This is a genomic window from Pseudarthrobacter sp. NPDC058362 (assembly GCF_042723515.1).
GTDB lineage: Bacteria > Actinomycetota > Actinomycetes > Actinomycetales > Micrococcaceae > Arthrobacter.
The window spans coordinates 97,097-122,538 of the sequence record NZ_JBHXIW010000001.1 but is presented as its reverse complement, the minus strand read 5'-3'; the positions used below and the strand labels follow the sequence as shown (position 1 = coordinate 122,538).

Annotated in this window: 20 protein-coding genes; 8 read left to right on the top strand and 12 right to left on the bottom strand. The window is 67.5% G+C overall.

From position 1 onward, the window contains the following. The first annotated feature begins 102 nt into the window (after positions 1 to 102). The 3 genes from ACFWIX_RS00520 to ACFWIX_RS00510 all read left to right on the top strand — a co-directional run bounded on the left by ACFWIX_RS00520 (position 103) and on the right by ACFWIX_RS00510 (position 2,467). On the top strand, positions 103 to 531 hold the full coding sequence (locus ACFWIX_RS00520) for a hypothetical protein (protein WP_377214155.1): 429 nt from the start codon (positions 103 to 105) through the stop codon (positions 529 to 531). Positions 532 to 614: 83 nt separating this feature from the next. Then, positions 615 to 1,538 (top strand): tRNA (guanosine(46)-N7)-methyltransferase TrmB, encoded by a 924-nt coding sequence (trmB, locus tag ACFWIX_RS00515; protein WP_377214154.1) that lies wholly within the window; start codon positions 615 to 617, stop codon positions 1,536 to 1,538. A gap of 83 nt (positions 1,539 to 1,621) precedes the next feature. After that, the gene (locus ACFWIX_RS00510) at positions 1,622 to 2,467 is read left to right on the top strand and encodes a DUF1206 domain-containing protein (RefSeq protein ID WP_377214153.1); all 846 of its coding nucleotides are present in this window, start codon (positions 1,622 to 1,624) and stop codon (positions 2,465 to 2,467) included. A gap of 8 nt (positions 2,468 to 2,475) precedes the next feature. Here ACFWIX_RS00510 and ACFWIX_RS00505 read toward each other — a convergent pair whose 3' ends face one another. From ACFWIX_RS00505 to ACFWIX_RS00495, 3 genes are all read right to left on the bottom strand, one after another. After that, a complete protein-coding gene (locus ACFWIX_RS00505; RefSeq protein WP_377214152.1) occupies positions 2,476 to 3,225 on the bottom strand; it encodes a hypothetical protein in 750 nt (249 codons plus the stop codon). Next, positions 3,218 to 3,781, bottom strand: a complete 564-nt coding sequence (locus ACFWIX_RS00500; RefSeq protein ID WP_377214151.1) for an RNA polymerase sigma factor — start codon at positions 3,779 to 3,781, stop codon at positions 3,218 to 3,220. The genes ACFWIX_RS00505 and ACFWIX_RS00500 overlap by 8 nt, the downstream gene beginning before the upstream one ends. 94 nt (positions 3,782 to 3,875) lie before the next feature. Next, the gene (locus ACFWIX_RS00495; protein WP_377214150.1) at positions 3,876 to 4,517 is read right to left on the bottom strand and encodes a protein tyrosine phosphatase; all 642 of its coding nucleotides are present in this window, start codon (positions 4,515 to 4,517) and stop codon (positions 3,876 to 3,878) included. 134 nt (positions 4,518 to 4,651) lie between these two features. Here ACFWIX_RS00495 and ACFWIX_RS00490 point away from each other — a divergent pair, with 134 nt between their 5' ends. Beyond that, positions 4,652 to 5,233, top strand: coding sequence for a DUF5655 domain-containing protein (locus tag ACFWIX_RS00490; protein ID WP_377214149.1), 582 nt, complete (start codon positions 4,652 to 4,654; stop codon positions 5,231 to 5,233). Between the two features lie 16 nt (positions 5,234 to 5,249). Here the strand turns inward: ACFWIX_RS00490 and ACFWIX_RS00485 are convergent, their stop codons facing one another. Then, a complete protein-coding gene (locus ACFWIX_RS00485; protein ID WP_377214148.1) occupies positions 5,250 to 6,113 on the bottom strand; it encodes a hypothetical protein in 864 nt (287 codons plus the stop codon). A gap of 301 nt (positions 6,114 to 6,414) precedes the next feature. On the opposite strand from ACFWIX_RS00485, the gene ACFWIX_RS00480 reads away from it, so the two are divergent. Next, entirely contained in the window at positions 6,415 to 9,879 is a 3,465-nt protein-coding gene (locus ACFWIX_RS00480; protein ID WP_377214147.1) for an SNF2-related protein, read from the top strand. Positions 9,880 to 10,334: 455 nt separating this feature from the next. Here the strand turns inward: ACFWIX_RS00480 and ACFWIX_RS00475 are convergent, their stop codons facing one another. Then, complete coding sequence (locus ACFWIX_RS00475) at positions 10,335 to 10,715, bottom strand: MFS transporter (RefSeq protein ID WP_377214146.1); 381 nt, start codon at positions 10,713 to 10,715, stop codon at positions 10,335 to 10,337. Between the two features lie 178 nt (positions 10,716 to 10,893). Between ACFWIX_RS00475 and ACFWIX_RS00470 the strand changes: the two genes are divergently transcribed. Both ACFWIX_RS00470 and ACFWIX_RS00465 read left to right on the top strand, forming a co-directional pair. Next, the gene (locus ACFWIX_RS00470; RefSeq protein WP_377214145.1) at positions 10,894 to 12,012 is read left to right on the top strand and encodes a HupE/UreJ family protein; all 1,119 of its coding nucleotides are present in this window, start codon (positions 10,894 to 10,896) and stop codon (positions 12,010 to 12,012) included. Then, entirely contained in the window at positions 12,009 to 15,656 is a 3,648-nt protein-coding gene (locus ACFWIX_RS00465; RefSeq protein ID WP_377214144.1) for a PQQ-binding-like beta-propeller repeat protein, read from the top strand. Before ACFWIX_RS00470 ends, ACFWIX_RS00465 begins: the two co-directional genes overlap by 4 nt. A gap of 120 nt (positions 15,657 to 15,776) precedes the next feature. Here ACFWIX_RS00465 and purU read toward each other — a convergent pair whose 3' ends face one another. From purU to glyA, 7 genes are read right to left on the bottom strand one after another with little or no spacing between them, the layout of a single operon-like run. Continuing rightward, a complete protein-coding gene (gene purU, locus ACFWIX_RS00460; RefSeq protein ID WP_377214143.1) occupies positions 15,777 to 16,673 on the bottom strand; it encodes a formyltetrahydrofolate deformylase in 897 nt (298 codons plus the stop codon). Positions 16,674 to 16,676: 3 nt separating this feature from the next. Continuing rightward, positions 16,677 to 18,092 carry an L-serine ammonia-lyase gene (locus ACFWIX_RS00455; protein WP_377214142.1) on the bottom strand — a complete coding sequence of 472 codons (1,416 nt, stop codon included), beginning with the start codon at positions 18,090 to 18,092 and terminating at the stop codon, positions 16,677 to 16,679. Continuing rightward, a complete protein-coding gene (locus ACFWIX_RS00450; protein WP_377214141.1) occupies positions 18,092 to 18,742 on the bottom strand; it encodes a sarcosine oxidase subunit gamma in 651 nt (216 codons plus the stop codon). Before ACFWIX_RS00450 ends, ACFWIX_RS00455 begins: the two co-directional genes overlap by 1 nt. Continuing rightward, on the bottom strand, positions 18,735 to 21,677 hold the full coding sequence (locus ACFWIX_RS00445) for a sarcosine oxidase subunit alpha family protein (RefSeq protein ID WP_377214140.1): 2,943 nt from the start codon (positions 21,675 to 21,677) through the stop codon (positions 18,735 to 18,737). The genes ACFWIX_RS00450 and ACFWIX_RS00445 overlap by 8 nt, the downstream gene beginning before the upstream one ends. After that, complete coding sequence (locus ACFWIX_RS00440) at positions 21,674 to 22,000, bottom strand: sarcosine oxidase subunit delta (protein WP_377214139.1); 327 nt, start codon at positions 21,998 to 22,000, stop codon at positions 21,674 to 21,676. Before ACFWIX_RS00440 ends, ACFWIX_RS00445 begins: the two co-directional genes overlap by 4 nt. Positions 22,001 to 22,025: 25 nt before the next feature. Further along, positions 22,026 to 23,246, bottom strand: a complete 1,221-nt coding sequence (locus ACFWIX_RS00435; protein WP_377214138.1) for a sarcosine oxidase subunit beta family protein — start codon at positions 23,244 to 23,246, stop codon at positions 22,026 to 22,028. Then, complete coding sequence (gene glyA / locus ACFWIX_RS00430) at positions 23,243 to 24,598, bottom strand: serine hydroxymethyltransferase (protein WP_377214137.1); 1,356 nt, start codon at positions 24,596 to 24,598, stop codon at positions 23,243 to 23,245. Before glyA ends, ACFWIX_RS00435 begins: the two co-directional genes overlap by 4 nt. A 126-nt stretch (positions 24,599 to 24,724) precedes the next feature. On the opposite strand from glyA, the gene ACFWIX_RS00425 reads away from it, so the two are divergent. Then, the gene (locus ACFWIX_RS00425) at positions 24,725 to 25,393 is read left to right on the top strand and encodes a GntR family transcriptional regulator (RefSeq protein ID WP_377214136.1); all 669 of its coding nucleotides are present in this window, start codon (positions 24,725 to 24,727) and stop codon (positions 25,391 to 25,393) included. The last annotated feature ends 49 nt before the right edge of the window (positions 25,394 to 25,442 follow it).

The following is a 25,442-nucleotide window of genomic DNA, read 5'->3' as shown; positions in this document are numbered from 1 at the left end:
TATCCACAGGGGCCGGGAAAGCCCTCGACCGTCCCTGAGGGCCTTCCTAAAGTGGTGACACCCGAGCAGAGGCCGGTACGCCTTCAACACGCCAGGAGAAACATGGGTCCCACACCGCTTCCGGAACGCCACCATCTTCAACCCGCCCGGGGAAACCCGTCCGACCGTGACTCTGCTGCCGGCAGGAAGAAGCCTTCTGGAGGTCCGCTGGGAGCGAATGGCCTGTCCAGCCTGGTCGTGGCCTGCCTGTGCGTGGCCAGCATGAACTTCACAGCACCGGGCGCGATGATCCTGATGTTTATGACCACTCCCGACAACGGACCGCCTGCCTTTCCATGGGCGGTCGCACTGTTGTTTTACAGCGCTCCAGCGCTCTTTGCCCTGATCTCGGTTGTGCTTGCCATACGTGGAGTCAGGAATTCCCCGCGAAGGTCCGGGGACTGGAAAGCAGCAGTCGCGGCCATCGCTATTTGCGGCCTCGTGGTGCTCCTCGCGCTCGTCACGGTCCTGCGGTTCCTGGCCCCGTACTGACGGGGGGCCCGTGCCGCGGCGGGCCCGTGCGGCGGCTGGAAGCCCCGATCGTCCGCAGGTTGGTCCCCGTTATCCTTGAAAGGATGAGCGAATCCTCAGAAGACCCCCAGCAGCCGCATGTCCCGAGGCCCGTTACGCCCGGGACCCAGGCCTCGTTCGGCACCTACGGCGGCCGGCCGGTCAGCTTCGTCCGCCGCGGCACCCGTTTGCAGGGCCGCCGCCAGGCAGCATGGGAAGAGCACGCCGAACGGTGGGCGGTTGACATCCCCCGGCACGTCGCCAACACCTCGGTGCACCCGGATTACACGTTCGACGCCGAAGCGGAGTTTGGGCGCAAGGCTCCCCTGGTGGTGGAAATCGGCTCAGGACTCGGGGACGCCATCTGCCACGCCGCGGAACAGAACCCGGACACCGACTTCCTGGCCGTGGAGGTCTACACCCCAGGGCTGGCGAATACCATCATCAAGATCAACAGCCGCGGCCTGCAGAACGTCCGGGTGGTGGAGGCCAACGCCCCCGAGGTACTGGCCACCATGCTCCCGGAAGGCTCGGTCAGCGAACTCTGGGTCTTCTTCCCGGACCCTTGGCACAAGTCCCGCCACCACAAGCGCCGTCTCATCCAGCCGGAGTTCGCTGCCTTGGCTGCCCGTGCGCTGAAGCCGGGCGGGCTCTGGCGGATCGCCACCGACTGGTCCAACTACGCCGTCCACGTCCGCGACGTCCTGGCCGGATCCCCCGACTTCGAGAACCTGCACACCGGTGAGCGCCGCGGCCCGGAAAGTCCCCTCACGCAGGTGTGGCAGACCGGCGTCGAAACCGTGGTGGGCGGCGCGCCGGTCCGCGAAGGCCGTGCGCCCGTCAGCACCGAGCACACGGGCCCGAACGAGGGCATCGACGAAACCGGCGGCTGGGCGCCCCGCTTCGAGGGCCGGATCCGCACCAGCTTCGAGGCCAAGGCGCACGAGGCCGGCCGGCTGATCTTCGACCTCTGCTACCGCCGGCGCTGATTCCACGCCTGCTGTCCTTCGCAGGACAGTAGTGGCACGATGGGCCTTGGGTGGGGGAAACGGGCACCCGCGCATCATGCGCTTTGCGTAAAGGAATAGTCATCAAAAGAGAACTGAGGCAGGCCGCCAATGCGGCGGAAAACGTGACGAACTCGCGGACCGTGGAAATGCTGGCGAGGGCAGGGTTCGCCGCCAGCGGGATCCTGCACCTGCTGGTGGGGGCGATAGCCATCCGGCTGGCGATGGGCGGCACCGGTAACGCGGATTTCAGCGGCGCGGTGGCGGAGCTGTCCACCCAGCCGGCCGGCCCGTTCCTGCTCTGGGCCAGCTTCGTTGCCTGCGCCGCGCTGGCGCTCTGGCAGGCGGGCGACGCGGTTTTCGACTACAACAGCCTCCCGGGCAAGAAGAAGGCCGCTAGAAAAGGCAAGGCCGCCGCACAGGCGGTGGTCTACGCTGGTCTTGCCCTGACGCTGCTTTCGTTCGCGATGGGAACCGGCTCCGGCGCAGACAACCAGCGCAGCGCCTCGGACTTCACCATCAGGATGGTGCAGGCACCCGGCGGGGTGGCACTGCTGGTCCTGATCGGTGCAGGCATCGCCGTCGCCGGCGTGGTCTATGGCATCCGCGGCCTGCGCAAATCCTTCGAGAAGCACCTGGTGATGCCGTCCAACCCGCGGGTCCGGAAGGCCGTCCGGATCCTTGGCGTCACCGGCTACGTGGCCAAGGGCATCGTCCTGCTGCTGGCCGGCCTGCTCATCGTCGTGGCTACGCTCCAGGCGCACCCCGAGGACTCCACCGGCCTGGACGGCGGGCTTCGCGCCCTCCGCGACCAGCCTTTCGGCGTCTACCTGCTCGCAGCCGTGGGCGCAGGGCTGGTCTGCTACGGCGTGTACATGATGGTCCGGGCCCGCTTGGCCCGGATGGACTAGCAGGAAGCTTAGGGCAGCGGGGGATCCGGAACCTGGTCCGGCAGCGGAACGTCCGGGGATCCCTGCACCGGAACCCGCGGCGGCTGCTCCACTCCGCCGGTCAGACCGCCGGGGAGCTCGGACGGCAGGATCTGCCCCGGCGAGCCGTCTGCCCTCCCGTTGCCGGGTTCCCTTGCAGGTGCTGTTCCGGAGGCTCCCGGGACGGCCGGTGCCGAGGAGGTGCCGCCGTCGGGCGCGGCGGACGTGGCCGCCGGCGACGGTGCGGGACCTGCGGGAAGCGGTGCGTCCTGGTTGCCGGGGCCTCCTGCCACGTCGTCCGCCGGGCTGCCGCCGGTCACGAAGGACGTTACTGCCACGTTCAGGTCGCTGATGGACTGGCGGATTCCCTGGTCCGACGCGGCGGCCACGGCGCCCCCGGCAGTCAGCGAAACGGCAACGGACAGTGCAGTCAGGGTGGAGCGGCGCTTGAATCGGCGACGCGCGGCGAGTTCGTCTGCGTGCAGTCCGCCCCCGGCCGCTGCGGAACGGACGACGGCGGCGGGCCGGCCTTCGTTGGAAGGCCCACCAGAAACGGTGCGCTCCTGCGTCGCGTGCCCGGCCATCAGTGCGGCAATGGCGGCAGAGGGCTCCGGCGCGGTGCCCGCCAGGGCGCGGAGCTCCAGCAGCGCGGGGCGCAGCTGGGAGTCGTCATCCAGCCCGGCCTCCAGCAGCAGCTGGTCCACCACGCCGTCGCGGCGGTTTCCTGCGGTGTCACTCATGGTTCGCCCGGTTTCTGGTCAGCGTTTGTTCTTTGAGGTTCTGGAGGGCCCGGCGCTGGAGCTGCTTGATGGCTCCGGTGCTCTTGCCCATGATGCCGGCCACCTGCTCGATGGACAGGTCCGCCACGACCCGCAGTGCCAGCACTTCCTGGTGTTCCGTGCTGAGCCCCCGCAACAGGTCCGCTGCGCCGCCGTCGAGCTCCACGGCCTGTTCCTCCGCCGAGGGCGAGGTCCGGTGGTCGTCCTGCGGATCGTACGGACTGAGCCGTGGCCGCCGGTCAACGCGCCGGTAATGGTCCACGAGGCGCGCGTGGGCGATGGAAAAGAGCAGCGATTTCGCCCCCGGCAGCCCTCCCGTGAGGTCCTCGACCATCGGGTAGAACGCCATGAAGACGTCCTGGGTGACCGCTTCGGGGTCGTCCACACCGCGGGCTTTCAGGTAGCCGAGCACCGGCCCGGCGAAGGACCGGTAGGCAACAGCGAAGAGCGCGGCCGGATCCGTCCCGGCTGCGTCGTCGTATATGTCGGTCTCTTCCTGGGCCAAAGTGTCCAGCACCAGCGGTTCCTTCCGGAAGGCGGCGGGTTGCCTGCGGGGCCGGCTCCGGGCCGGCCCCGCAGGTGAGCCAGTCGTCCAGACTAGCTAAGTCCGCTTAGCGAACGGAAACTGCGGCAGACTCCACAGCGTCGCCGCCTGCGGCAGGAACAGCGGGCACGGCCGGAACTGCCGGCTCACCGTCAACGCCGGGAACGGCAGGGGCAGCCGGTGCTTCAGGGGCCTCGGGCAGCTCTACCTCGACGGCGCCCGAACCTGCAGCCTCACCGCGGGCCTCGGCCGCAGCGTCGGCCTGGGCAGCGACCTCGGTGCAGAAGCTCTCGATGTTGGCTTCGCCTTCAGCGGCGATCACCAGCGAGGAGAAGCCTTCGGAGGAGGCGTTCAGGCCACCGCTGGTGTACGCGGTGCAGAGGCCCAGCGCAGCGGCGCCGGCGGCGTCAACAGCGCCCGCACCCTCGCCGGAAGCGGAAGCCTGGGCGGCCACCTTGCTGTCCGAAACCTCGGCATTCCCGGCAGCCTCGGCGTCAGCGGAACCCTCGGCGGCAAGGCCGGACTGCGCCTCAGCGGCCTCCGCCAGCTCCGGGGCCGGAGCGCCGAAAACCTCGTGGGCGGTCTGCTGGGCCTGGCCCGGGAGGACACCGGAAGCGGCAGCAACGCCGGTTCCGCCGACGGCCAGGGTGCCTGCAGCCAGGACTCCCGCGGCGACCTTGCTGGTGGCGAGAACAGTGAAGAAAGACATAAAGGAACTCCAGATTGCGTAGAAGACTGGTCCGATGGGCCCGCCCGGCGGGCCCATCACCTCCTACATCGCCCGGGCTGCCGGAAAAGTTACGCGCCTGCCGAAATTCCTTTTCCGGCCGCTACGATCGGTCCATGAACACCCCCAAGAACGCCGGCACCTGGCAGTCCATGGTGGCCAGCAACCAGGACCTCCTGCTCCGAAAGACAGGACAGGACGTGCGGTACTGGGTGGAGCAGGCACACGCGGCCGGAATTGAGGACGACGCCGGGCTCCGCGAGTGGTTGCGTGACGGTTTCGGCGTAACGGGCTATGCGCAGTATGCGGTGTCGTGGGAGATGTTCGGTTACCCGGAGTTCATGCTGCGCGACGCGGATGAACTGCTGGACGGGCAGTACGCCGCGCACCCGCACCTGCGTCCCATCGCCGATGCCCTCCTCGCCTGGGCCACAGCCACCGACGGCGTGGCGGTCCAGCTGCGCAAGGGCTACGTCTCACTCCAGGGGCCCCGTCGGAAGTTCGCGCAGGTCACCCGCACCACCAACAGCGCCGTGGATGTGAACCTGCGGCTCGACGCCACGGTGGGCGGACGGCTGGAACGGGTACGGACCAGGGCTGACGACCCGTTCACGCTGCGGGTCCGGCTGACTTCCCCGGACCAGGTGGACGACGAACTCCTCGCCGTCCTGGCCGAGGCGCTGGCTCAAAACAGCTGAGCCAGCGCCGGGTCCGCTAGGAGTGTGCCAGCTCAGTGGCCTCGAACTCGTCCTCTTCCTCGAACTCCACGGCCGCCACGATCTCCAGGGTTTCCGGGTTGATCATGAACGCCTCGTCCTCTTCCTCGACCATGAGGAAGTCGCCGTGGTCGGTGCTGAAGTGCCAGGCGAGGGTCTTCTCGCCCTCATGCAGGTAGTTGGGGTCGCCCATGGTGATCTTCTCGAGGCTGTAGCCGGCGATGTCGCAGAGTTCGCGGATGATGACCTCGAAGTCGGGGGCGTCGGCGAGCGCTTCTGCGTCGGCCTGCGCCTGGCGCTCGGGCAGATCCGGAATCTGGGCCACGAGCTGTTCGATGTGTCCGGCCACGTCCTCGTCGTTGAGGACCAGCAGGTCGCCCTGGCCGCGCAGCCATGCAGCGTTGAGGGCGGTGATGTTCTCGCGCTCCAGCAGTTCCTCGAACTCGCCGTCGAGCTCTTCCATTTGGAGGACGGCTTCGGGGGTTTCCGCCATGTCGTCCAGGGCGCCGTCCAGGTAGTGTTCGCTGTCGTCTTCGGAGAGGGCGTCAAACGCGGCGGCGGCATGGTTGAACAGGTCCAGGTGGGCGGCGGCACCCATGCCGGCCATGCCTTCGCGGATGAGGGCGTCGGTGCGTTCACGGTCCAGGCTCATGAAGACGTACTGCGCGAAGCCGCCCTCCAGCGCCTGCGTGAGGTAGAAGTCCACGTAGTAGCTGCGGATGGCGACGGGCGACATCTCCTCCGGGCGGAGCAGGGCGGTGTGCATGGCGTCGACGACGCTGACGTTCGACTCCACCACCTCCTCATCGGTGCCATCAATGCTGGTGCTGGTCAGGACGACGGGCTGCGGGGTGGTGATCATGGGATCCTCGCTGTTCTTGTTGTGGAGGCTGGGGAACGCTTTTCACGCTACGTGCGGCAGGCATCGGGTCCGCCGAGGAGGAAGTGAACGTCAAGCGAAGTTTTCAGGGCCGCAAAGTGCAGGGAAACGGCCGACGGCGGCCTGCCGCCTTGGGTGCCGCGGCCGGATCAGGGGGTCCGGGCCGGCCTTCCGGTCCGGGCCGGTCTTCCGGTTCGGCGCCGTCCCGTGCCGGAACTAAGATGGATCAGATAACCACCCACCGGACCCGGCCCCGCCGCGGCCTGCTGAAAGTAGCTCCCCCATGCCATCCCAACCGGACGAGAGTGCGGCCCTGGCAATCCAGACTCCAGCCATCAACGACCGCTCCCTGGCGGCCGGGCTGGCTTATGCCATGGGAAGTCGTGTGTCCGGGATATCGTTCGACGCCGGCACCGGGCTCATGCTCGGCAAGGTCCGGGGCGGCGCGGAAGTGCCCTACTCCACCACGGCCAAGCTGGTCCGCCGGGGCGGAGGCTGGAGCTGCACGGTGGGCGTTTGCAGCTGCCCGGTCCGAAAGGACTGCAAGCACGTCGCCGCCCTCCTGTTCGCGGCCGAGGACAACCCGGCCATCCGCGTCCAGCTGCTCTCCCCCGGCATGGCGCCGCAGCTCTCCCGCGAACCGGCGGCCGCCCTTGCCGACTGGGAGCAGGCCCTCAGCCCGCTGATCTCACGCACCGACCCGGCGCAGAAGTCTGGCGGCACACCGCTGGCGCTCCAGTTCGAAGTGGAGGAGCCGGCGCCGCACTTTTCCTACACAGGCCGCCGGGACCCGCTCCGCAGCGTCCGCCAGCTCAAGGCCCGGCCGGTAATCATGGGTGCCCGCGGCAAGTGGATCCGCGGCGACGTCTCGTGGAACACGCTCAGCTATATGGGCTTCAGGCGCGACTGCAACGAGGAGCATGTCCGCTGGCTGCAGGACTTCCTGGCCGGGTTCAGCACGTCCAGCAGCCGGACCTACAACCCATCCGGCCTGGTGTGGCTCGGCCTTAATTCGTATGCCGGCAAGGACATGTGGCGGCTGCTGGCGGAGGCCAAAAAGATCGGGCTCGCACTGATTCACTCACGCGGCACCGAACCGGTGCGGCACGTTGAGTCCCCCGCCGCCGTCGGGCTTAATCTGGGGCGCTACGGCGCACCTGCTGCGGAAAGTACCGGGCAGGCGGCCGAGGACGGCGGGCTGGAGCTCGCGCCCACCATCACCGTGGAGGGGGCCGAGGTCAGCCCCGGTGCGGTGGGGACGATCGGCCGCCCCGCGCACGGCATTTTCTATACCGGCGCCGGCGACGCACTGCCCGGCGCGGGCGATGCGGACGTCATCACCCTGGCTCCACTGGAAGAGGGCCTGAGCGAGGAACTGCTGGCGTTCGTGACCGCCGGCAGCACGCTGCACATCCCGGCCAAGGACGAATCGCGTTTCCTCACCGGCTTCTACCCCAAGCTGAAGCAGACGGCCCGGGTCACGGCGCGGGACGAGTCCGTGGATCTGCCCGCGCTGGCCGTCCCCACGCTGTCCCTGCTGGCCAACTACGGGGCGGACCACCGGGTCCGGTTGCACTGGGAATGGCATTACAAGTCGGGCAGCCTGGTGACCGCCCAGCCGCTCTGGCGCCACCCCGGCGACCCCGGCTACCGGGACGACGCCGCTGAGGCCCGCATCCTGGAGGGCGTCGGGCGGCCGTGGGAGATGGTGCCGGCGCTGGCGGAATCGGCCACGGGCGGTTGGGGCACGCCCCGGCTGGCGGCCACCGCCGAGCTCACCGGCCTGGACACGCTCGCGTTCACCGAAGAGGTGCTGCCGCAGCTGCGCCGGGCGCCCGACGTGGACGTTGACACCACCGGCGAGATCGCGGACTACCGCGAGGCCGAGGAAGCGCCCGTGGTCTCAATCTCCACCAAGGCCACCGAGCAGCGGGACTGGTTCGACCTGGGCATCCAGATTTCCCTCGAAGGCGAGCCGGTCTCCTTCGCCGCCGTCTTCTCCGCGCTCGCAGCCGGCCAGACCAAGATGCTGCTGCCCAGCGGAGCCTACTTCTCGCTGGACCTGCCGGAGCTGCACCAGCTGCGGGCACTGATTGAGGAAGCCCGGTCCCTGCAGGACAACAAGGACGCGCCGCTGCAGATCAACCGGTTCCAGGCCGGGCTGTGGGACGAGCTGGCGCAGCTGGGGATCGTGGACGAGCAGGCCGCTGCGTGGCGTTCGGCCGTGGGCGGACTGCTGGAGGGCGGCGTGGACGGGCTGCCGCTGCCTTCTTCCTTGAACGCTGAACTGCGCCCGTACCAGCTGGAGGGCTTCAACTGGCTCACGTTCCTGTACCGGCACAGCCTGGGCGGCGTCCTCGCCGACGACATGGGCCTGGGCAAGACGGTGCAGGCACTCGCCCTGATGTGCGCGGCGAAGGAACTCGCTGAAGCGGCCAGCAGCGCCGCGGCCGACGGCGCTGCTGCCGCCGCCACGGTGCCTTCACCCGCCTCCCGGCCGGCCGCCGTCGCACCTTTCCTGGTGGTGGCCCCCACCAGCGTGGTGGGGAACTGGGCCGCGGAAACTGCGAGATTCGCCCCGGGCCTGACGGTGCGAACGGTGGGCGAGACGTTCGCGAAGAACGGGCAGGACGTAGCCGAGGCACTGGAGGGGGCGGACGTCGTCATCACCTCCTACGCCCTGTTCCGCATCGACTACGACGCCTACGCTTCCCGCATCTGGTCCGGGCTGGTGCTGGACGAGGCGCAGTTCGTGAAGAACCATCAGTCCAAGGCGTACCAGTGCGCCCGGAAACTGCCGGCCGCCTTCAAGCTGGCCATCACCGGCACCCCGCTGGAGAACAACCTGATGGAGTTCTGGGCGCTGACCTCCATCGTGGCACCCGGCCTGTTCGCCAGCCCCAAACGGTTCGCCGAGGACTACCAGAAGCCGGTGGAAAAGAACGGCGACAAGGCCCAGCTGGAGAAGCTGCGCCGTCGGGTCCGTCCCCTGATGATGCGCCGCACCAAGGACCAGGTGATCAAGGACCTGCCGCCCAAGCAGGAACAGATCCTGGAGGTAGTGCTGAACCCGCGGCACCAGAAGGTGTACCAGACGCACCTGCAGCGGGAACGGCAGAAGATCCTGGGCCTGATCGAGGACGTGAACAAGAACCGGTTCACGATTTTCCAGTCGCTGACCCTGCTGCGGCAGCTGAGCCTGGACGTGTCCCTGGTGGATCCGTCCCTGGCTGCCGTGCGGTCCTCCAAGCTGGACGTGCTGTTCGAGCAGCTCGAGGACCTGGTGGCGGAGGGGCACCGCGCCCTCATCTTCAGCCAGTTCACCGGGTTTTTGGGCAAGGTCCGCGAACGGCTGGACGCCGAGAACGTGGAGTACTGCTACCTGGACGGCAGCACCCGAAACCGCGCCGACGTGGTCAGCGAGTTCAAGAACGGGTCCGCGCCGGTGTTCCTTATTTCGTTGAAGGCCGGCGGGTTCGGGCTGAACCTGACCGAGGCGGACTACGTCTTCCTGCTGGACCCCTGGTGGAACCCGGCATCCGAGGCGCAGGCCGTGGACCGGACACACCGGATCGGGCAGGCCCGGAACGTCATGGTCTACCGGCTCGTGGCCAAGGACACCATCGAAGAGAAGGTCATGGCACTGAAGGCCCGGAAGTCGCAGCTGTTCGCGGACGTGATGGAGGGCGACGCCCTGGCCGGCGGTGCCATCACGGCCGAGGACCTGGCGGGGCTGTTCAAGGAGTAGGGCGGTTTTCGCGCGGCGCGTTTTCGACGCGCAAACTGGTTTTCGATGCGCATATGCGCCGGCGCGCCCCAGATATGAGGTGCGCCAATGCCGGTCCCGGTCGGAAATGATTATGCGCGTCGAAAATCTCACCCGGGGCCGGGCAGCCGCCGCAGCCGTGCCAGCAGCGTGGCAGCGAGCAGGCTGGTGGCCAGTTCCAGCGCGATCACCAGCAACAGCTCTGCAGCTCCGCCACCAGTCATGAGCGGGGAATCTCTGTGGAATCAAGCTTGGCAGCGGGTCCCCGAAGGCTCTTGTCCGCCAGCGATCAGTTGTTGTCCGTCAGCGCAGTCGCGGCGGTTTCGACGCGCATATTCATTTCCGAGGTGCAACGCGGCAGGCGCACCCCAGATATGAGGTGCGCCTGCGGTCCGGTCGGGACCACATATGGGCGTCGAAAATGCAGCAGGCGTGGGTCAGCGCGCATACCCCGCGGCGGCCTCAGTCAGTGACTTGCCCTTGGTTTCCGGGGCAAGCCACTGCGAGAGCGCGGCCCCCGCGAAGGCCACGTCGGCAGCCATGAGCATCGTCGGGCCGGGACCGAGGTTCTCCATGGAGACCGGCAGCAGGAATGTGCCGATGCCTGCCCCCACACGGCTGACTGCGGCGGCAAAACCCGTTCCGATGCCGCGGATCTTTGTGGGCAGCACCTCGCCCGGGTAGACGTTGGTCAGGGTGTTGTACCCGGCATTGAAGAAGGAGAACTCCAGGAACAGGACCAGCACAATGAAGGTCGGGGCGCTTTCCCCACCTTTCAGCCCCAAGAGGTGAAGAACGACGGCGTGTCGCCGGGACACGCCGTCATCCTCCTTCAAAGGTGGGGAAAGTCGGCGCCGCGCTGTTCAAGGAGTAGGCCCGTTCGGGGAATCGACGCGGCCATGCTTTCGTGGCCGGTTCCCTGGAGTTCACCCCGTATTCGCAGGCCGGTCAACCAACAGGTATGGACTGGGCATACCCATCACCCTGCCCCGCGAATTGAGCATCCCCGTGTCACCCCTGCCGCTGCTGCGCCAAAGCGCCGGACTCCTTTTGTTGATCGTTGCTTTCCTGGGGGCCGGGGTCCTTCCCGCGTCGGCCCACGTCCGGGACTCAACGGGGTACTCACGCATCACCGCCGACGGACCCTCAGTTTCCTACGATCTCAGCCTCGAATTCGGGATGCTGGCGCGCGCAGTCGACCTCGGCCCGGATGCGGTCTCCGCCAGCGATGCGCCTCGCCAAAAGGCTGCCCTGGCCGCAGGCAGCGGCAATCTCCAGGCCTACCTGACCAACCGGATAACCCTCTTCCTCGACGGCGCGGCATGCCAGGGGGAGCTGGCCGGCACCGACATCAAAAGCCGGGACGGCGTCCCGTACGCCGAACTGAAACTGGAGTACAGCTGCGGCGCCACGGCTGGTTCCTACCTGCTTAAATACGGTGTCTTCCGGGAAACGGATGCGGTGGCGGACGACCACTCAAACATCGTGGACTACCGCCTGGGCGGCGTCGAAGGGCAGGCCGTCCTGGATGGCAGCAACGCTGAACTCGCCATCGGCGAGGGGTCAGCGGCAGCGGCAGCTGCACGGTTCGGCACCATGGGCGTAGAACATATCCTGTCCGGCCTGGACCACGTGCTGTTCGTCGTCGCGCTGGCCCTGGGCGCCGCGAACGTGCGGAGCCTGCTCGGGGTGGTCTCCATGTTCACCCTGGCGCACAGCATCACCCTGATCAGCGCCCTCCTCGGGTGGATCCGCGTTCCGGCCGAAGTCGTAGAGCCGCTGATTGCGTTGTCGATAGCATTCGTCGCCGCCGAAAACCTGCTGGGTGCCACACGGCGAAGGCTGCCGGCGGTGTTTGTCTTCGGCCTGCTGCACGGGCTGGGGTTCGCCGGTTCCCTCCGTGTCACCGATGAGTTCAGCTGGAGCCTGGTCACGTCCCTGATCAGCTTCAACATCGGCATCGAGGCAGGCCAGGCCCTCCTGCTCCTCGTTGCGTTTCCCCTGATCCTGCTCGTACGTCGGGCCAGATGGTCTGCTCCGGCGCTGCGTGGGGCGACCGCCACGGTCGCAGCTGTTGGCCTCTTCTGGTTCATTGAAAGGTTCTTACTCGCATGAAACCCACACCCCCGGCGCCCTGTCCCCGCACGGGTTCCGGCACGCGCCGCCTGCGGCTGGCCCTGTATGCCGGCACAGCCGCTCTTGGCGGCCTGGTCGTCGCCGCCCCGGTGAGCTCCGCCGTCGACGAAGCCCTTAATCCAGCCACCGCCATGGTTTCCGGTACGGTCTTCGAGGACCGCAACGGAAACGACGCCTTCGACCCCGGCGAGCCTGTTCTCCCCGGCGTCTCGGTATCGGACGGTGCCACCATCGTGGTGACGGACGCCGATGGCCGCTACAGCCTGGAAACGCGTACCGAGCGCCGGAACACTGACCTGGTGTTCGTCAGCCAGCCCGCCGGATACTCCGTGGGCACCGACGAATTCATGGCGCCCCACTTCTACCGCAACCTCGGCACGCTTGCTGCCGACGAGCAGAAAACCGCCGACTTCGCCCTGACGAAGGACGCGGACGCGGCGCGCAGCAACTTCACCTTCGGCAACATCGCCGATCCCCACGTCAATGCCGATCTGCCGGAGCAGATCCAGGAAATCAACGCCACCGGTCAGGACGTTGGCTTCATCCAGGTCAGCGGTGACCTCACGAATAACGCAACGGACGCGGAATTCAAAGCGTTCAAGGCGGCAACATCCCTGTCCAAGGTCCCGGTATGGCCCGCCGTCGGCAACCATGAATACTCCGCCGGAACGGGGTACGCCAACCGCATCAACAACTACCGGAACCATGTGGGCCCGGAGTGGTATTCCTTCGACTACGGGAACCGCCACTTCATCGTGCTGGAAAACAACGGCAGCGCACCCTTCGACGAGCAGCTCGCGTGGGCAAAGGAAGACCTGGCGAAGAACGTCGGGGACAAGGAGCTGGTGGTTCTGACCCACCAGCCGATGAACGTTCCCTTCGGCTCGCAGAACATCTACGACCAGTACGGCGCCCTGCTGGAGCAGTACAAGGCGCAGCTCATCCTCGTGGGCCATGAACACTCCAACGACGTCGAGCCGGACAGTGCCTTCGCGGGCACGGCGAAGCACATCCAGACGACGTCGAGCTCGTACTCCATCGATAACTCGCCCCGCGGTTTCCGCTACGTTTCCATGACGGACGAGTCTTTCGAGAACCCCTTCCGCATGTATGGTGCGGAAAAGGACCTCACCATCACCAGCCCTGCGGATGGCAGCAGCATCCCGCTGGACAGGTTCCCGGGAATCCAGGCCAACGCCTATGACACGACGGATGCCCCGGTGAAGGCTGAGTTCAGGCTCGACGGCGGCAACTGGCGCCCGCTGGCGGCAACCGGCCATTTCACCTGGCACTCCGAACTGCAGGGTGACCTGAGGAAGCCCGGCAAGCACACGGTCGAGGTACGGGCCACAGACGCCACCGGCGCGTCCTGGACCAAGACCTCAACCTTCACCTTCACTGCCGACAAGGCGATCATCCCGGTGAAGGGTGCCGACTGGTCGCAGCACCATGGCGACCAGGGGCACACAGGCGTGGCGGCAGACCGCATCGATGCCGGGCAGCGGCTCGCGTGGTCCTACCGGACGGAAGGGACCTTCCTGACAGGTTCACCCGCCATCGTCAACGGCGTGGTGTACGCCGGGACCCGTGACGAAAACGGGGACGGCAACAGCGCCGTCCACGCAGTGGACCAGGCCACGGGCAAGCAGCTTTGGACCTATAAGGTGCCGTCATCGGTGCACGGAAGCATCGCCGTGTCCGATGGCCTCGTTTTCGTTCCCACGCTCCGCGGCAGCCTCTTTGCCGTCGACGCTGCCTCCGGGCAGCTGAGGTGGCAGCACAATCCCGAGCCCGCACCCGAAAACTACAACCAGCGCACCTACGGCTACTACGGCGTCACCGTGGCCGCCGGCAAGGTCCTCTACCCCTACCAGACCCGCCACGGGGAGGCGAAGCAGGGGCTGTTGATCGCGCTGGACGTGAAGACCGGCAACCGCGTATGGGCTTCGCCGATGAGCGGCAGCACCATGAGCGACGGGACACCCGCAGTGGCTGACGGCCGCGTGTATGTGGGCAACCAAACGGCGGACCGCGTCATGGCCTACGACCTGGCCACCGGGAAGGCGCTGTGGACCGGCGCCGCCACGCTGGGCGGATGGCAGGACGGAATTCCGTCTGCAGGCAACGGCCGCGTCTACATCGGCTCCGGCAACGGAATCATTGCCCGGGACGGCGCTACGGGCCAGACCCTCTGGACCTACAGGAGCCAGCACCCGTCCCTGGTGAACGGCAACGCCACACCGGCGGCTCCCACCATTGCCGGGAACACCATCTACATGGGCTTCCCCTCCGGCGCTGTCACCGCGCTGGATGCCACCACCGGCGCGGTGCTGTGGGATCGTCTGTTGCCCGGAGAGAAGTACCGCGGCGGCGTGCACACCTCTCCAGCGCTGAGCGGTGAAACCCTCTTCGTCGGCGCCAACAACGGCAACTTCTACGCACTGGACTCCCGGACGGGACAACCGCTCTGGCAGCACAATATCGGGACCTGGGTAGCCGCGGGCCCTGCGGTGAGCGGCAATACTGTCGTGGCAGGGGCCTTGGACGGCAACCTGTACGCCTTCACGCCCGGCGGGACCGCCGCCGCGCGCTGGTCCTCCGTTTCGGGAACTGTGACCGACGCTGCCAGCGGAGCTCCGGCGTCGGGCGTAGGTGTCCAGCTGATGCGGGACGGCGCCTTGGCGGGCACCACCACCACGGCGTCTGACGGGACCTACCAGCTCGGCCTTGAACAGGGGCCGGGAACGTACACGGTGCAGGCGGCACGGCTCGGCTCCGCCACGGCCACCCGGGAGATCCAGGTGGCTGCGGGGCAATCCCCCACCGTCGACCTCGAACTGCGCCCGGTCAGCGTGGACGCCAGCACAGGGAAACGACTGGCCGGCGGCCTCGTTGAGGGCGGCGTCCAGGACATCGTGATCGAGAACAAGAAGCTGGCCCTCGCCATCTCCAAGGTCTTCAACGATCCCCAGCTGGACCAGTCGACCACGGGCAAGCCACTGGACATGGCCCTCACGGGGCAGCCCGACCAGCTGGACTGGATCAACCTGCCGTACGTGACATCGTCGGAACCAACCGGCGGAAACGCCTGGGCGCAGACCCAGGTTCGTACGGAGTCGGTGGAGATTGTCGAGAACACCGGTGAACGGGCTGTAGTCCGCGCATCGGGCACCTCGGCCGAACATCCGGGCCTCACGGTGACCACCACCTACTCAGCCAATGCGGAGGACCCGTGGATCACGGCAAAAACCGAATTCCGGAACACCTCCCCCGCCGCACTCGCCCTTTGGGTGGGTGACGCCATGGATTACGACGGGGCGGGGCAGCGCAGCGGCGTGGCGGGCCACCCGGTCATCGACACGGGCACCGCCGCCAGCTACGAGCCCAACGGCCGGTGGATCGGCCAAGCCGGAACGGGCGCGGACCAGCAGACGTACGGCCTGGCCTACACGGCTGAAAGCGGATCCTTCAGCGGGTACGGTCTCCGTAACTGGATCATGAGCAAGTTCCAGGTGGAGATCCCGGCCGGCGGCAGCCATGTCCTGGACCGCAGGATCGTGGTAGCAGCGAATGGCGGGGCTCAGAACCCGTTCGCGGTCCTGGATCAGCTCGCCGGGCAGTAGCCAGGCCGACGCCCGCAGCGTCAGCTTTCGTAACCGGACGCGCAAACGGTCCGGGGACGCGTGGATCCACGTGTCCCCGGACCGTTTCCGTAGCCGCAGTCCCTTTGCGTGCCCGGCAACTTACCGCAGCACCACGGTCCGGTTGCCGTGGAGGATGACGCGTCCCTCGCAGTGCCACTTCACAGCGTTGGAGAGGGCCTTGCATTCGGTGTCGCGCCCCGCGGCCACCAGGTCCTCGGGACCGTAGGTGTGGTCCACGTCCACCACCTGCTGCGAGATGATCGGCCCCTCGTCGAGTTCCGCATTGACATAGTGGGCCGTGGCGCCGACGGTCTTTACACCGCGCGCGTAGGCCTGGTGGTACGGCTTGGCACCCTTGAAGCTGGGCAGGAACGAGTGGTGGATGTTGATGGCCCGTCCGTCCAGCTTGCGGGTCAAGTCGTCGCTGAGCACCTGCATGTAGCGGGCCAGCACCACCAGCTCAACGTCCAGCCCGTCCACCAGTGCCATCAGCGCAGCTTCCGCCGCCGGTTTGGTCTCGGCGGTGACCGGCACGTGGTGGAACGGGATGCCGTGCCACTCCACCAGGGCCTGGTGGTCCCGGTGGTTGGAGACCACGGCCACGACGTCCACGGGCAGCTCGCCGATCCGGGCGCGGAACAGCAGGTCGTTGAGGCAGTGGCCGAACTTGGACACCATGATCAGCACGCGGCGCTTGGACCCCTGCCGTTCCAGCTGCCACCGCATGCCGAACTTCTCGGCCACGGGGGCGAACGAGTCCCGCAGGACCTCGAGCGTGGACTCATCCCCTTCGGATGCGAAATGCACGCGCATGAAGAAGTGCCCTTCGGACCGCTCACCGAACTGTTTGTTGTCGATGATGTCGCAGCCGTGTTCCAGCAGGAAGCCGGAAACGGCATGCACGATGCCGGGGCCCTCCGGGCAGTCCAGGGTCAGGACGTGCTCCACGGTGGTGGACGCCTTGGGGGCCGGGATATGGGTTTCAGTGGCGGTCATGGCTCAGCACTCGATCACATTCACGGCGAGTCCTCCTCGGGAGGTTTCCTTGTACTTGGTTTTCATGTCGGCTCCGGTGTCGCGCATGGTCTTGATGGCCTTGTCCAGCGAGACCTTGTGGCTGCCGTCCCCGTGCAGGGCCAGCCGGGCCGCGTTGATGGCCTTCACGCTGGCAATCGCGTTCCGCTCAATGCAGGGAATCTGCACCAGCCCGCCCACGGGGTCGCAGGTCAGGCCCAGGTTGTGCTCGATGCCCACCTCCGCGGCGTTCTCCACCTGACCGGGCGTCCCGCCGAGCACTTCACAGAGCCCGGCTGCAGCCATCGAACAGGCCGAGCCCACCTCACCCTGGCAGCCCACTTCGGCGCCGGAGATGGAGGCGTTCGTCTTGAAAAGTATTCCGACGGCGGCTGCCGCCAGCAGGAAGCGGATCACGCCGTCGTCGTCCGCCCCCGGGACAAACTTCACGTAGTAGTGCAGCACGGCAGGCACGATCCCGGCCGCGCCGTTGGTGGGCGCGGTGACGATCCGCCCGCCGGCGGCGTTTTCCTCGTTGACCGCGAGCGCGAACAGGTTCACCCATTCCATCGCCAGCAGCGGATCGGCCGGCGCTTTAACGGGCGACGGCGATGCTGCCGCGGCTTCGGCTGTGGCGGCCGAGGCCGTCAGGGTGCGGAACAGCGCGGGTGCGCGCCGGGTCACTTTCAGGCCGCCGGGCAGGATGCCTTCCGCGTTGCAGCCGTTCTCCACGCACTGGCGCATTACGGCCCAGAGCCCCAGCAGCTCCTTGCGGAGTTCCGCTTCACTGCGCCAGGTGAGTTCGTTGGCCAGCATGACGTCCGAAATGGACATGCCTTCGCGGCGGCACACCTCCAGCAGTTCGTCCGCCGTGGAGAAGGGATAGGGCAGCACGGTGTCATCGGCCACTACCTTGTCCGCCCCTTCCGCGTCTCCGTCCACCACGAAGCCGCCGCCGATGGAGTAAAAGCTCCGCTCGCTCAATACGGCTCCGGCGTGGTCCAGCGCCCGGAAGGTCATGCCGTTCGGGTGCGCCGGGAGGGACTTGCGCCGGTGGAGCACCACATCCTCTTCCCAGTTGAAGTCCACCCGGTGAGTGCCGGCGATATGGAGTTCGGCGTCCAGGGCTGCGGCTGCCACCTGGTCATCGGCCGTGAAGGTGTTCACTGTTTCCGGTTCCAGCCCCTGCAGCCCGAGGACCACGGCCTTGTCCGAGCCGTGTCCCCGTCCGGTAGCACCCAGGGAGCCGAACAGCTCCGACTGGACCCTCGCCGTGGCGGCCAGCAGGCCGTCCGCCTTGAGGCCGTCCGCGAAGAGCTTCGCCGCCCGCATCGGGCCCACCGTGTGTGAGGAGGAGGGCCCGATGCCGACAGAGAACAGATCAAGGACGCTCAGCGCCATCAGGGAACCTCGGGTGAGGCGTACTCCCGCATGGCGTCCAGGAGCCAGCGGCCCAGGAACTCGGCGAACGAAGCCCGGGGGAAGATGCGGTACGTCTCCTCACCGGTCTTCCACAGGACCACCGGGATGTTCGCAACCTCCGTCGAGAAGGCGGTGCCTGCCTTGAAGACCCGCGGGTGCAGGTCCAGCGAGCAGCCCTTTTCCAGCACGGCCCGGGCCCGGGGGCCGGTCAGTTCGAACGTGGTGCGGTTGGCGGAGAGGTCCACCACCTGGCCTGAGTCCCCGCCCAGGGCTTCCCGGAGGGCCGGGAGGAGGTCCCCGCCCAGGGATTCGTGGGCTTCGGTGGGCGCCACCACCAGGAACTCGGCCGGCCCCAGCCAGAGCACCGAGGTGTCACCGTGGACCACCACGGAACCGGAGCCGCCGGGCAGCCCGCCGGTAACGGCGGCCAGCCGCTGCGCGGTGTCACTGCGGACGTCGGCCCGGAGGCCCACCATGGTCAGGTACGGCAGTTCCGTGAGTTCCACGGTTCCGGCCAGGGATCCTGCCGTGAAGGCGTCCTTCAGGCTGGCGGCCGGGCTCACACGGGCGGCCAGGTTCTTGTCTGCCGAGTCCTGCGGGGCAGTGGGGGATGCTGCTGTCTCAGCCATCTTTGCGGGTCCCTTCGGGGTCAAAAAGCACGGTTTCTGCGACGACAACGTCAACCAGCTGGTCGCCGGCGGCGGCCACGAGGGTCTCGCCGATGCGGTTGCGGCCGTTCTTGATCAGGGCCAGGCCGAACGACCGGCCCAGTGCTGCGCTGTGGTAGCTGGAGGTGACGAAGCCTTCCATCGGTACCGGCCCGTAGGCCGGGTTGGTGGAGCGTCCCTTTTCCACCAGCTGGGTGCCTTCCGGCAGGCGGAGCGAGCCGTCCACGGGAAGGACGCTCACCAGGTGCTTGCGGTCTTCACGTTGAGCATCCACCCGGGAGTAGGAGCGCTTGCCCAGGAAGTCCTTGGCCTTGGAGACGATCCATTCCATGCCGGCATCCTGCGGCGTAACGGTGCCGTCGGTGTCCTGCCCCACGATCGGGTAGCCCTTTTCGGCGCGGAGCACATGCATGGTTTCGGTGCCGTACGGGGTGATGTTGAACTCGGCACCTGCCGCGGCAACTGCCTCCCAGGTGTTGAGCCCGTACCAGGCCGGAACGTTGATTTCGTAGGCCAGCTCGCCGGAGAACGAAATCCGGCAGACCCGGGCGCGGACCCCGGAGGCCAGCGTGGTTTCGCGGAAGGTCATGAACGGGAACGCCTCGGCGTCCAGGCCGCCGTCGGCGGCCAGTTCCGGCGCCACCTTGGCGAGGACCTCACGGGATTTGGGCCCGACGACGGCAATGGTGTTCCACTGTTCCGTCACCGAGGTGCAGTGCACGTCGAGTTCGGGCCACTCGGTCTGCAGCCATTCCTCGAGGTGGTCCAGCACCTTGGCGGCGCCGCCGGTGGTGGTGGTCATGAAGAAGGTATCCTCGTCCAGCCGGAGGGTCACGCCGTCGTCGAAGATCATGCCATCAGCCAGGCACATGACCCCGTAGCGGGCGGAGCCGGGGGCGAGCTTCTTGAACGCGTTGGTGTACATCCGGTTCAGGAACTCCCCCGCATCCTTGCCGCGGATCTCGATCTTGCCCAGCGTGGTGGCGTCCATGAAACCGACCGATTCACGGACCGCGGCGCATTCGCGCAGCACGGCCGCGTCCATGTCTTCGCCGGCCTGCGGGTAGTACCAGGGCCGCTTCCACTGCCCCACGTCCTCGAACAGGGCGCCCTTGGCAACGTGCCAGGGGTGGATGGAGGTGATGCGGGCCGGGTCGAAGAGCTCCCCGCGCTGGCGTCCTGCCAGCGCCGCGAAGGCCACCGGGGTGAACGGTGCGCGGTAGGTGGTGGTGCCGATCTCGCCGATGCCCCGGGATGCTTCACCTGCCGTGCGGAGGGCCGCGGCGATCACGCCGATCGCGTTGACGCCGGAGGTCTTGCCCTGGTCGTTGGCGGTGCTGATGGAGGTGTAGCGCTTAATGTGTTCCACCGAGCGCATGCCGGCCCCGGTGGAGCGCAGGACGTCCGCCACGGACTGGTCGCGCTGGAAGTCCACGAAGTGGTGGTGCCAGTCGTCCGGCGTGCCGGTTTCGCCGGGCACCAGCCACAGCTGGCGGGTTGGGGCGGAGGCCTTCGGCTCGCCCAGCGGGGAAGGTACGACGGCGGATGCGAACCCGGCAGCGATGGCCGCCTTTGCGCCGGCGGAGATTCCCTCCGCGAGGCAGTCGGCGGTCCCGAACGAGCCGCGGCCGGAGCCGATGGTCTGCTGGTTGGGGACGACGGTGCTCGGCACGAACGCGGCGAGGTCCTCGTCCCAGCGCAGCTTGCCCAGGCGCTGGGAGTGCAGGTGCACCAGCGGGCTCCAGCCACCCGAGACGGCCAGCAGGTCGCAGGCGATCCGTTCGACGCCCGAGGTGAGCTCGCCGTCGTCGTTGATGCTGCGGACGGTGACGCCGTCCAGCCGCCCCGCGGCGTCCGCGCTGGTGTTGGCCACCGCGCTGCCGATCAGCACGCGGATGCCGGCTTCGACGGCAGCGGCAGCCACGTCGGTGAGCTGCGGACGGGCATCCACCACGGCGGCAATCTTGACCCCGGCGGCGCGAAGGTCGGCGGCCAGGGCATAGGCGCTGTCGTTGGTGGTGCTGATGACTACGCGCTGCCCGGCCGCCACTGCATAGCGGTTCAGGTAGGTACGGACGGCGGAGGCGAGCATGATGCCGGGCCGGTCGTTATTCTCGAACACCAGCGGACGCTCGTGCGCGCCGGGAGCGAGGACCACCTGGTTGGCACGGATGTGCCAAATCCGCTGGCGGGAGACCCCGGGAGCGGCGGGACTGGTCAGGTGGTCGGTGCGGCTCTGGACGGCGATGACGTAGTTGGCGTCGTAGGCACCAAAGGCGGTGGTGCGGTTCAGGACCGTGCACTCTTCGGTGGAAACCAGTTCAGCCTCTACGTCGGCCACCCATTCCAGCGCCGGCTTGCCTTCGATGGTCTCGGCCAGGTCCGCGGCGGTGGAACCGGAAAGCAGGGAGCCCCCAAGTTCGGGCTGGTCATCCAGCAGCATGACGCGGGCGCCGGTGCGGACAGCTTCGCGGGCAGCGGCCAGGCCGGCGGGGCCGCCGCCTACCACCAGGACATCGGTGTGGACGTACTTCTTGTCGTACTCGGCGTGGTCCTCGGCCGGGTCAAGCTTGCCCAGACCGCTGAGCAGTTCAGCGTCGAGCCCGTCCACCAGGGAAACGGTGGTGGCGGGGAGCATGGATTCGGCCACGTGGCCCGGGAAGCGTGCGGACACCTTCACCATGGCGTTGGACTCTTCCACACCGGCGGACATGATGCCGCGGGGGCGGTCCTCGTAGAGGGAGTTGCCGGCGGCGATGTGGCCGTTGGCCAGCAGTGCGGAGGCCAGCGTGTCGCCGGGGTGGCCGGTGAATTCCTCGCCGTCAACGGTGAAACGCCAGGAGATGGTGCGGTCGATGCGGCCGCCGGTGGTCAGGCGGGCGTTCTGGGAAGTCACTTGGTTGCTCCTTCCGGGGCTGCGGGGGTGGTGTCCGTGCGGGAATCGCCGGCGTCGGGGCGGGGCGTGCCCATGCGGTACACGGCCTTGATGTCGTAGCTGGCGGTGTCGCGCAGCATGTTGAACCACTGGCGGCAGCCGGTGCTGTGGACCCAGCGCTCGGCGAAGGTGCCCTTCGGGTTCGCGCGGTAGAAGAGGTACCGGGACCACTCCGTGTCGTTCAGTTCGTTGGGATTTTCCGGGTAGGCCACGTGGGCCTGGCCGCCGTAGTGGAATTCGGTTTCATCCCGGGGGCCGCAGTTGGGGCATGAGATCAGCAGCATGTGCGTTGTCCTTTTCTGGTGCCGACTAGTGGGCGACGGCGGCGGCGCCGTGTTCGTCGATGAGGGCGCCGGTCTCGAAGCGCTCCAGCGAGAACGGCTGGTTCAGCTTGTGCGGGGTTCCGGTGGCGATGGTGTGGGCGAAGGTCATGCCGGCCGCGGGGGTTCCCTTGAATCCGCCGGTGCCCCAGCCGCAGTTCACGAACATGTTGTCCACCGGAGTGGTGCCGACGATCGGGGAGGCGTCCAGCGTGGTGTCCACGATGCCGCCCCAAGTCCGGAGCACGTGCGCACGGGCGAAAATGGGGAAGAGCTCGACGGCGGCTGCCATCTGCTGCTCGATCACGTGGAACGAGCCGCGCTGGCCATAGCCGTTATAGGAGTCCACTCCGGCGCCCATGACCAGTTCGCCCTTGTGGGCCTGGGAAACGTAAACGTGCACGTGGTTGGACATGACCACCGTGGGGTGGACCGGCTCGTGGAGCTCGGAGACCAGCGCCTGCAGCGGGTGGGACTGGATGGGCAGTTCGAAGCCCGCCATCTCTGCCAGCACCGAGCTGTGGCCGGCGGCGCAGAGGCCAACCTTTTCGGTGTTGATCGTGCCGCGGTTGGTCTTGACGCCGGTGACGCGGTTGCCGTCCTTGATGAACCCGGTGACTTCGCAGTTCTGGATGATGTCCACGCCCATCTCGTCGCACTTGCGCGCGAAGGCCCAGGCCACGTGGTCGTGCTTGGCGATGCCCGCGCGCGGCTGGTAGGTGGCCCCCATGACGGGGTAGCGGATGTTGTCGCTGATGTTCAGGATGGGGCAGAGTTCCTTGACCTGCTTGGGGTCCAGCCATTCCGCGTCCACGCCGTTGAGCTTGTTGGCACCAACGCGGCGCACGCTCTCGCGTACGTCGCCCAGGGTGTGGGCCAGGTTCATCACGCCGCGCTGGCTGAAGAGAAAGTCGTATTCGAGTTCCTCGGGCAGGATTTCCCAGAGCTTGAGGGCGTGCTCGTAGATGGCCGCACTCTCGTCCCAAAGGTAGTTGGAGCGGATGATGGTGGTGTTCCGTGCCATGTTGCCGCCGGCCAGCCAGCCCTTTTCGAGGACGGCGATGTTGGTCATGCCGTGGTTCTTGGCCAGGAAGTAGGCGGTGGCCAGGCCGTGTCCGCCACCGCCGACAATCACTGCGTCGTAGGAGGACTTGGGTTCCGGGTTCCGCCAGAGGAACTCCGGGTGCTCAGGAAGGTGCGGTGCGCTCACTGGGCGGCTCCAATCAGGTCTGCTTCGGCGGCGGCCAGGGTGGCGTCGTCACTGAGGTGCGGGTACAGGGGGAAGCGTTCGGCCAGGGCCGTGACGCGGGCGCGGAGTTCGGCGGCGGTGTCCTCCGGGAGGATTCCGGCGCCGCTGGTGCCGTTGCCGGCGGAGGCGATCAACGCCGTCGCGATGATGTCCGCCACCTCGGTGAATTCGGCGGGGCCGAAGCCGCGGGTGGCGAGCGCCGGGGTTCCGACGCGGAGGCCGGAGGAGACCATCGGCGGGCGCGGGTCGAAGGGGACGGCGTTGCGGTTGACGGTGATGCCGATGCGGTGCAGGACGTCCTCGCCCTGCTGTCCGTCAAGCTCGGAGTGGCGCAGGTCCACCAGGACCAGGTGCACATCGGTGCCGCCGTTGACCACGGAGATGCCGGCAGCCTGGACGTCCGGCTGCAGGAGGCGTTCGGCCAGCAGCTGCGCACCCTGCAGGACGCGTGCCTGGCGTTCGGCGAATTCGGGAGTGCCTGCGAGTTTGAAGGCCACAGCCTTGGCGGCAATGACGTGTTCCAGCGGGCCGCCCTGCTGGCCGGGGAAGACGGCACTGTTGATCTTTTTGGCGTATTCCTCCTTCGCCAGGATGACGCCGCCGCGGGGACCGCCCAGGGTCTTGTGGGTGGTGGTGGTCACCACGTCCGCGAACGGGACGGGGTTGGGGTGCAGCCCTGCTGCCACCAGGCCGGCGAAATGGGCCATGTCCACCATCAGGTAGGCACCGACGAGGTCTGCGATCCGGCGGAATTCGGCGAAGTCCAGCTGGCGGGAGTAGGCGGACCAGCCGGCAACGATCAGCTTGGGCTTGTGCTCCAGTGCCAGAGCCTCCACCTCTGCCATATCGATCCGGAGGTCTTCCTCGCGGACGTGGTACGGGACCACGTTGTAGAGCTTGCCGGAGAAGTTGATCTTCATACCGTGGGTGAGGTGGCCGCCGTGGGCCAGGGAGAGCCCCAGGATGGTGTCGCCCGGGTTCAGCAGGGCGAACATGGCGGCGGCGTTGGCCTGCGCGCCGGAGTGCGGCTGCACGTTGGCGAACTCCGCGCCGAACAGGGCCTTCACGCGGTCGATGGCGAGCTGCTCCACCACGTCCACGTGCTCGCAGCCGCCGTAGTAGCGCTTGCCGGGGTAGCCCTCGGCGTACTTGTTGGTCAGGACCGAGCCCTGGGCCTCCATGACGGCGGACGGGGCGAAGTTTTCCGAGGCGATCATTTCCAGCGTGGACTGCTGGCGGTGCAGTTCCTGCGCAACGGCGGCGGCGACGTCGGCGTCCACCGTTGCGAGCGGGGCGTCGAGTACGTTCTGCATGTTTCTCCTTACAGAAGCTTTTCCGGAAGCTGATCAACAACTGATCTGCGACTGATATATTAGAACTGACGCAATAGTATGTTGTAGATCACGCCACCGTCAACAGACAATTTTTGGGAGACGCACATGAGCCTGGCGACTGGGCACCAGCTGACGGAAAGCCCGGAGCTCTCCCTGTCCGAGCAGGCCTATCGCACCCTGCGGGACCGGCTCATCATGCTGGAGATCCGGCCCGGCGAGGCCATCAACGACGGTAAGCTGGCCACCGAACTGGGCATTGGGCGGACGCCGCTGCGCGAGGCACTCAAGAGGCTGGAAACCGACCACCTCGTGATCTCGTACCCGCGCCGCGGAACGTTCGCCACCGTCGTCGACATCACCGAACTCGCGGACGTCTCCGAACTACGGGAGGCGCTGGAACCCCTGGCGGCCCGGCGCGCCGCGAAGCTGGCCACCCCCGCGCTGCGCGCGGAACTGCGCGATACCGCCGCCGCCATCGCCCGGATGCAGGAGGGCGACGACCCGTACGAGCTCATGCGCTACGACATCGAGGTACACCGCCTGATCTACCGGGCCGCTGCCAACACGCACCTCGAGGACGTCCTGATCCGCTACGACAACCTCGCCACCCGGATCTGGTGCATGGTCCTGGAAAAGGTCCCCTCCGTGGCCGGGCACGTCGCCGAGCACGTGGCCCTGCTGGAAGCAATCGCCGACGGTCAGGCGGACCGGGCGGCAACGCTCGCCCTGGAGCACGTGACCAGCTTCGAAGAGGCCATCCGCAGCGTGCTCTGAACCGGCCTCCCGCCCCCTCCCCGGTGGGCGCTGTTGGATATGACAATCG

Bases quoted from the DNA above. Each gene is read 5' to 3' on its own strand.
- glyA (WP_377214137.1), bottom strand. From the start codon at position 24,598: ATGCAGAACGTACTCGACGCCCCGCTCGCAACGGTGGACGCCGACGTC.
- ACFWIX_RS00455 (WP_377214142.1), bottom strand. From the start codon at position 18,092: ATGGCGCTGAGCGTCCTTGATCTGTTCTCTGTCGGCATCGGGCCCTCC.
- ACFWIX_RS00480 (WP_377214147.1), top strand. From the start codon at position 6,415: ATGCCATCCCAACCGGACGAGAGTGCGGCCCTGGCAATCCAGACTCCA.
- ACFWIX_RS00440 (WP_377214139.1), bottom strand. From the start codon at position 22,000: ATGCTGCTGATCTCATGCCCCAACTGCGGCCCCCGGGATGAAACCGAA.
- ACFWIX_RS00490 (WP_377214149.1), top strand. From the start codon at position 4,652: ATGAACACCCCCAAGAACGCCGGCACCTGGCAGTCCATGGTGGCCAGC.
- trmB (WP_377214154.1), top strand. From the start codon at position 615: ATGAGCGAATCCTCAGAAGACCCCCAGCAGCCGCATGTCCCGAGGCCC.
- ACFWIX_RS00450 (WP_377214141.1), bottom strand. From the start codon at position 18,742: ATGGCTGAGACAGCAGCATCCCCCACTGCCCCGCAGGACTCGGCAGAC.
- ACFWIX_RS00465 (WP_377214144.1), top strand. From the start codon at position 12,009: ATGAAACCCACACCCCCGGCGCCCTGTCCCCGCACGGGTTCCGGCACG.
- ACFWIX_RS00505 (WP_377214152.1), bottom strand. From the start codon at position 3,225: ATGAGTGACACCGCAGGAAACCGCCGCGACGGCGTGGTGGACCAGCTG.
- ACFWIX_RS00520 (WP_377214155.1), top strand. From the start codon at position 103: ATGGGTCCCACACCGCTTCCGGAACGCCACCATCTTCAACCCGCCCGG.
- ACFWIX_RS00495 (WP_377214150.1), bottom strand. From the start codon at position 4,517: ATGTCTTTCTTCACTGTTCTCGCCACCAGCAAGGTCGCCGCGGGAGTC.
- purU (WP_377214143.1), bottom strand. From the start codon at position 16,673: ATGACCGCCACTGAAACCCATATCCCGGCCCCCAAGGCGTCCACCACC.
- ACFWIX_RS00485 (WP_377214148.1), bottom strand. From the start codon at position 6,113: ATGATCACCACCCCGCAGCCCGTCGTCCTGACCAGCACCAGCATTGAT.
- ACFWIX_RS00425 (WP_377214136.1), top strand. From the start codon at position 24,725: ATGAGCCTGGCGACTGGGCACCAGCTGACGGAAAGCCCGGAGCTCTCC.